This is a genomic window from Aneurinibacillus sp. UBA3580 (assembly GCF_002375825.1).
GTDB lineage: Bacteria > Bacillota > Bacilli > Aneurinibacillales > Aneurinibacillaceae > Aneurinibacillus > Aneurinibacillus danicus.
The window spans coordinates 102990-109669 of the sequence record NZ_DFMZ01000004.1 but is presented as its reverse complement, the minus strand read 5'-3'; the positions used below and the strand labels follow the sequence as shown (position 1 = coordinate 109669).

Below are 6680 nucleotides of genomic sequence, written 5' to 3'. Positions count from 1 at the left end.
TGCTGAACCTGCCTCATCAATCCCTTCAAAAACCCAGTGCTTAATCCAATTTGCTGTTGTACCTCCAATAACAGCACTTCCTGTTTCTCCAAATATACTAAGCGATTCCTCATAGTTCTTAGGATAAATAGTAGATGCAGCTTCTATTATACCTAAAGCACCATTAGAGAAAGTAAGAGCTGCTATTGCTACATCTTCAGCTTCAATGTTACGCAAACGAGTTGCAGTATAAGCCTGTACTTCTTCCACAGGACCAACCAGCCAGAGAAGCAAATCCAAATTATGGATTGCTTGATTCATGAGAACCCCGCCGTCCATCTCCTTCGTACCACGCCATGTCGCCTGATCATAATAGGCTTGATTTCGATTCCAGCGAACGGTCGCATTTGCATGGCTGATTTTCCCGAATAAATTACTTTCCATTGCTTCTTTTAAAGCAACGACAGCGGGACGAAAACGGTTAGGGTGAACAACTGTCAACTTAACATTATTTCTTTTGCAGGCTTCTATAATAGAATCAGCATCTTCTAATGTAAGAGCGATAGGTTTTTCGACCACAATATGCTTTCCGTAATCTGCTGCTATAGTAGCTAATTTTGCATGCAAACCACTTGGCACACATATATTGACTACATCAATTTCCGGTTCGTTTGCTAACATGTCTTCCAATGATAAATATCCTGCTATATTATATGTATTTTTAAACTCTTCTAAGCGAACAGGGTTAGTATCACAAAAAGCTATAAGCCTAGCATTACTAATATTTTTGATGGCTTCAATATGTTTTTTGGCAATATGCCCACATCCAACAATAGCAAATCCAATCATTTAATTACTCCCCATACGACAAGTATTTTTTGTTGCTCAAACTTTGCTCTATACCTATTAAATTCCTTACTATCAAACAATGTAACTTTAATTTTCCTTCCTATTAACTTCTCTGATTTTTTAATCAAACTATATAAGTAGCTTTCATCTATTTTCCCTACAATTACAAAGTCGATAACTCCTGAATCAATCCCTCTTGCATAATCACCTGTAATAAATGCTAACTCCACATTGCCTAAATGTTGTAATACATCATCAACAAGTCGGTCAATTCCTATGTACTTTTTCACTATACTATGCAAGTCTACAAATAGCGCGTGCTTCGTATTTGCTCGATATACCTTGGTTCGCCCTTCATTCTTTGCCTCCAACAAACCGGCCTCTGTTAACCGATTCAACTCCACACGTACGGAATTAGTCGACTCGCCAAACTCTTCAGCTAGACTGCGTAAATACCCTGTCGCTTCCGTATTCAAAAAAAACTTCAACAACAGTTTTACGCGTGTTTTCGATGTAATCAAATAGTCCAGCAATCCTTTCCACTCCAGTGAAAAATAGTGTTTTTCCTCTACGAAATCATACAAAAAAAGAGAAATATTTCCGAGTAATAATTTTACTCGTATTCATTTTAGACGTCAATCATCGTTGTTAGTTGCTGTCAAAATCACATCTTTTTTGTAAAATTTCAGAACAATACTTACCAAAGAAAAATGCCGGAAAAATCACCGGCATTTTATCTATTAATCTACTCTTTTGCAATTTCATACACCTGGTTATTCAGCAAATAAATCGCCACATTATCATTCTTCTTCAATCCACGCAGCAACGATTGTAGGTTCACCTGGCGATTAAACAAACTGTCAGGCAGATAGTAGCTACCTTTTGTCGTATAAATCCGATCGCCCAGCGGATCAAGCGAAGTAAAGGCCGCCTCTACTTTGGTTAGTACTACGATACTCTTAGCGCCGTTGGCTGCTTCTGCTACCTGGACGCGATTTCCAGGCTGCAGCGTATTGATATTGGTATATTGACGGTCACCAATCTGAATGGTTGTACCGTATCCTGCCGTGAATTCCGTTGTCACTCCGTTCAAATCTCTTACGACGACTTTGCCTGTTTCAGCAGATACAGATATGACCTGCCCATACACACTTGGTACTACGGCAGCCGACTTCAGCTCATCTCCCAGATAGGTTACGCGCAGTACATCCCCTTTCTTCACATCAGAAGGTTTTGGATATGGGATGCCCGGAATCGTGAAGGTGACACTGCTGTTGATCGTAAAGTCGCGGGAATTGCCGCGCTCATCCTGACCCGTAAGACGATTGGAAGAGGTAGAGCCATTTTCCGTAATACGATAGACAAACGACCGTTCTACTTCGATCTCTGTCACTTTCGTTCCATCCAGCTTCATTGCGATTTTGTCGTTCGTTTGCAGATCGCGAAGTTCTTCACCCCGTACATCATAGATGGTGATATCTACACGCGGGTCGACAACGTATACTTTCGTTTCACCGGTTTCCAGTTTTACTGTTAACAGGTTGTCCTCAGCGTTTACGCGAAGCACTTCGGCACGTACACGGTTATCCGCATTGATGTAGATGATTTTGTTGTCTTCATTCAATTGGATGGAGACGTTCATGTCTTTCTTTAATTCGGTTAGCGCCGTGCGGGAAGCCCCGTTAATCAGAAGCTCAGCGTTGTTGACGATTTCGTAAGCTTTGAGCTCTCCGTTGCTTCCTTTCAGGGACAGAATCCGGTTGGCTGTATCAATCGCAAAGATGCTGCCAGACAACAAATCCTTATTGCTTTGTACGCTGCGGTTCTTGACCGCAAGCGAGGTAACCATGCCGTTTTGTACGTTGATTTCTACTTTATCGCCGACTTTGATATCCGCCAGTGTAGGCGCAAGCGCCCCGCTCAATGAAATTACTGCATTAGCCGCAACAGTATATGCCTTGATTTGTCCGTCTTCACTCTGGAGTGTAACAAATTTGTCCTGCGCACTGATGGCCTTGACGGTTCCCGTCTCTGCACCACTGGTTTTTTCCGTTTCAACGGTAATTTTGCTGATAACAGTTCCGTTCATTTCAAGTTTAACAGCATCTCCAGGCAATAGGTCTCCAATGTATGGGAAGCGTTTTCCCTTGTAGTCTATGTATGTATTCTCGTTGTATTGATACGCTTCCAGTTTTCCATTGGCTGCTTTAATCGTCAGCAGTTGATTGTCTTCATCTACATCATACACATTGCCTTCGAGCGCTCTGGCTTTGCTTACAGACGTACGGAAAAGCTCGGTAATCTTACCGTCGGCATTCAGCGCAAATTCAATTTCATCTCCACTTGCAAAGTCGCTGAGCTTCATTTGCTGCGTGTCTTCCCCGATAGCTGCCTTCGCGTCTACCGGATAGGTCTGCAGGCTACCGTCGGCCTTGCGCAATACTATCGTGCTGGCTTCAGCAAATACCTTCTCTACTGTCGCTTTCTCCCGTTTGGATTTTTGTTTGAAATTTACTACCTCTACATAAAGAGCCTGTCCGTCTTTATCGATGACAAGCACCTGGCTATCCGGCTGAATTGCCGTGCTAACGGTTTTAACGTTTCCGTTATAGAGCTGGGTCTGACTTGTGAGCGTGTAGCGGGATTGTACCGTACCCTCTTCATTGGTGAGCGTTAATACGTTTCCGCTTATACTCTGTACATATCCGATGTGCGTGTTTTCCGATTCAATATTGAGAAACTTCTCCCCCTTACTTAGCATCGTTACCATCTCTGCACGGGTTACAGCCTGGTTAGGTCTAAAAGAGGCTCCGGCACCTTCCTTATATCCGGAGATTAATTCATAATGTACAGCGGCGTTTACGTATGCCTTCGACCAGTCAGGGATAGACGAATTGTCGATAAACAAAGAGGCAGGTACAGTTGCGACTTCCGCTTCTTTGCCAATCATGCGAACCATAAGCTGGGCTACCCATGCACGGGAAGCCGGCATGTCCGGATAGAAACGCTTCTCGTCCACTTTGATTAACCCCTTCGAAATGGCAAGGGCGACTGTTCCTTTTGCCCATTCCGGAACAGTATACGGGACAGCGACACTTTTATATTGCTCCGCCTCTTCGGCAAGCCCCATGTTGCGAACGGCCATGGCAAGCGCCTGTAGCTGCGTCACGCTTTGATCCGGCTTAAACGTTCCGTTTTCATATCCTGCCACTACGTTACGGAGTCCCATTTTTACAATATATTGATTGGCCCAGTGATTGCTGGCTACATCGGAGAATTTGCCGGGCGCGGAAGCCGCATTTGCCGTAAGCGGCAGAAGACCGTTCGCGCCAAGCAATCCTGCAAGCGTCAGGGGAACGATAGTGCGTTTGATGCGTTTCATTTCTCGCGGTCACTCCTCTTTTTTAGTTAGAATATCATTCTATTAATTCTATTCTAAAAGATTTTTTGGATAACGTATACTAGACGAAGATAAATTTGGAAATGTTGCATAAGAAAAACCCGCGGGCGTTGCCGCTCGTCCTTTTTCCACACAGAAAACAACCGGCTGCACAGGCAGCCGGCCTCTTAATTAAAATGCCGGAATTTTAACGGGGACCGACTGGCTTTTGCTTGTTCCGTCTCCTAGCTGTCCTGCATTGTTTTCACCCCATGCCCATACGGTTCCATTTTTTTCGACGGCAAAGTAGCTATTTGATTTAGCCCAGATTTGCTTAATGTTAGATAAATTACGCAGTTGGACAGGTGCGCTGTTCTCGTTCTTTTTATCCGTCTCTAATTGTGTTTGCGGCTGGCCCCATGTCCATACCTTTCCATCCTCGTCCAGCGCGATTCCATTCTTACCGCTTACGGAAATAGATTGGATGTGGGTCATGCTGCCGATTTGGAAAGGAATAAAACGGTTGTTTGTCGATCCGTCTCCCAATTGTCCTTTTTCATTCTGTCCCCAGCTCCAAACGGTGCCGTCATTTTTAAGAGCAAAGTTGCTGTTGTCCGCGATGATTAGCTGTTTAACACCGGATAACCCGGTTACCTGTACCGGAATGTCGCTTGACGAGCTGGATCCGTTGCCGAGTTGGCCAAATTCATTGCTTCCCCAGGCATACACGTTCCCGTTCTTCTGATATGCCAGCGCATAGTTTTTGCCTGCGACAACGCCTTCAACATCTTTCAACTTTTCGATTTTCACCGGACGATAACGGGTCTGCGTCGAATCATCGCCTAACTGCCCCATACGGTTATCTCCCCAGGCATACACTTTACCGTCACTCTTTACGGCAAATACACTTCCGGTGCCGCTGGCGATAAAAGTAATATCACGAAAATCCTGTATCTGCCTGGGTTTTGTAACCGTTGTGCCGTTCCAGTCGCCGACTCCCAACTGTCCGTATTTATTGCTTCCCCATGCCCATACGGTTCCATCTTTTTTAAGGGCGAGGCTATATCCGTTGCCCTCGGCATCGTTAGCAGCAATCACTGAGGTTACGTCCGTTAATTCTTTTATCTGTGTCGGAACATTTTTGGATTGAGTCGTTCCATCTCCTAATTCTCCGGATTTGTTTTCCCCCCAGGCCCAGACCGTACCGTCTTCTTTCAATGCCAGGTAATGTGCCTTTCCTTTCACAATCGTGTTAACACCTGTTAATTCCTTGTACGCTTGAGGGGTTGAGATGGTTTTGTCCTGCTCTTTTTCTACCGGGAGGAAGCTTTCTTTTCCGCTTCTCCAGACCGCTCCCTTAGGACCAAGAAAAAACGTGTGCGTTTCATCTCCCTGAATGCTGACAATCTCGTTCTGAATAGTAAATGATTGCTTTATGGGCTGACTTAGTTGCTTTCCGGATTTTGCGTAAATGTCCGTTTTTACATGCAGCGTGTACGTACGACCCGGTTCATAGCCGTTGCTTGGCGGTTTTACAATAATCGTCTTGTCTTGATCCGTAAATGTTTTCGTAACGGATGCCCGGGTTCCGAATTCGTCTGTTACAAATAGAGCGCTGTCGTCTACTGTATACGGTTCAACCGGGGTAGTGAAACGGATAACTAGCTTTGCATCGAAAGGAAGCCTGGCCTTCATGTCTGCTCCTGTTTCTACCTTAACATCGGCAACAGAAAATGTTCCTGTCTGGACTTGCTGTGCAGACACAGCGGAGATATCGGAAACCCAAACGCCGGAAATCAAACCTACGGCTGTAACGAGCGGAATAACTACTTTTCTTTTATTCATTTTTTATAACCTCTCTTACATGATTATGGATCTATTACCATTCTACTTCATTACAAGGCCATTTTAGAAGAAAATAATGCGATTCTCTTACAAATTAATGATTAATAGAAAAACAAATGTGGTGATTACGACAAATTGAGCTTCTCAGTGAAAATGATAAATAAATCTGCTATATCATGTGATATAATTTTCGATGAGATGAAGTGAAAGACATCGGTTAAAACCAGAAAGAGGAGCCGGAAACTGTATGAGCGATGAAATTCTAAAGCTAATTCTCGCCGAATTAAAAAGTCTCAAAAAAGGACAAGAAGAGTTGCAAGAAGTGGTAAGCGCAATCCACGCCAGCCAGGAAACAATGAGCGCAGAAATGGAAGGGATGCGTAAAGAGATGCAGCAAAACTTTGCGCAAGTAAGCCGCCATATGCGTATGCTTGAGTCTGATTTTGATTTAATCGGAAAGCGCCAGTTTGAAAATGAAAAACAAATTAACCGTCTAAAAGGCCTGCACGAGCAATAGACTTCCGCAAAGTGAAGTCGCTTCGCAGGCCTCTTTTTTTCTGTGAAAATCGTGAGAAAAGAAGGAGGGAAAGAGGAAATGAGATCCGGGGAAGAAAAAGGCGTTCGCCTT

At 44.1% G+C, this 6680-nt stretch carries 5 protein-coding genes; 1 reads left to right on the top strand and 4 read right to left on the bottom strand.

What is annotated here, in order from left to right; translation table 11 throughout:
* The 4 genes from B2899_RS00795 to B2899_RS00780 form a co-directional block, all read right to left on the bottom strand.
* The coding region (locus tag B2899_RS00795) for a Gfo/Idh/MocA family protein (RefSeq protein WP_286883303.1) at positions 1–828 on the bottom strand (828 nt) is incomplete at its 3' end.
* Positions 825–1361: a winged helix-turn-helix domain-containing protein gene (locus B2899_RS00790; protein ID WP_286883301.1), complete on the bottom strand. Its 537-nt coding sequence runs from the start codon at positions 1359–1361 to the stop codon at positions 825–827. The genes B2899_RS00795 and B2899_RS00790, both read right to left, overlap by 4 nt.
* A 212-nt stretch (positions 1362–1573) precedes the next feature.
* Positions 1574–4210 (bottom strand): S-layer homology domain-containing protein, encoded by a 2637-nt coding sequence (locus B2899_RS00785; protein ID WP_286883299.1) that lies wholly within the window; start codon positions 4208–4210, stop codon positions 1574–1576.
* Between the two features lie 189 nt (positions 4211–4399).
* Positions 4400–6052, bottom strand: a complete 1653-nt coding sequence (locus tag B2899_RS00780; RefSeq protein WP_286883296.1) for an Ig-like domain-containing protein — start codon at positions 6050–6052, stop codon at positions 4400–4402.
* Positions 6053–6299: 247 nt separating this feature from the next.
* Between B2899_RS00780 and B2899_RS00775 the strand changes: the two genes are divergently transcribed.
* A complete protein-coding gene (locus B2899_RS00775; protein ID WP_286883294.1) occupies positions 6300–6569 on the top strand; it encodes a hypothetical protein in 270 nt (89 codons plus the stop codon).
* Positions 6570–6680: the final 111 nt, after the last annotated feature.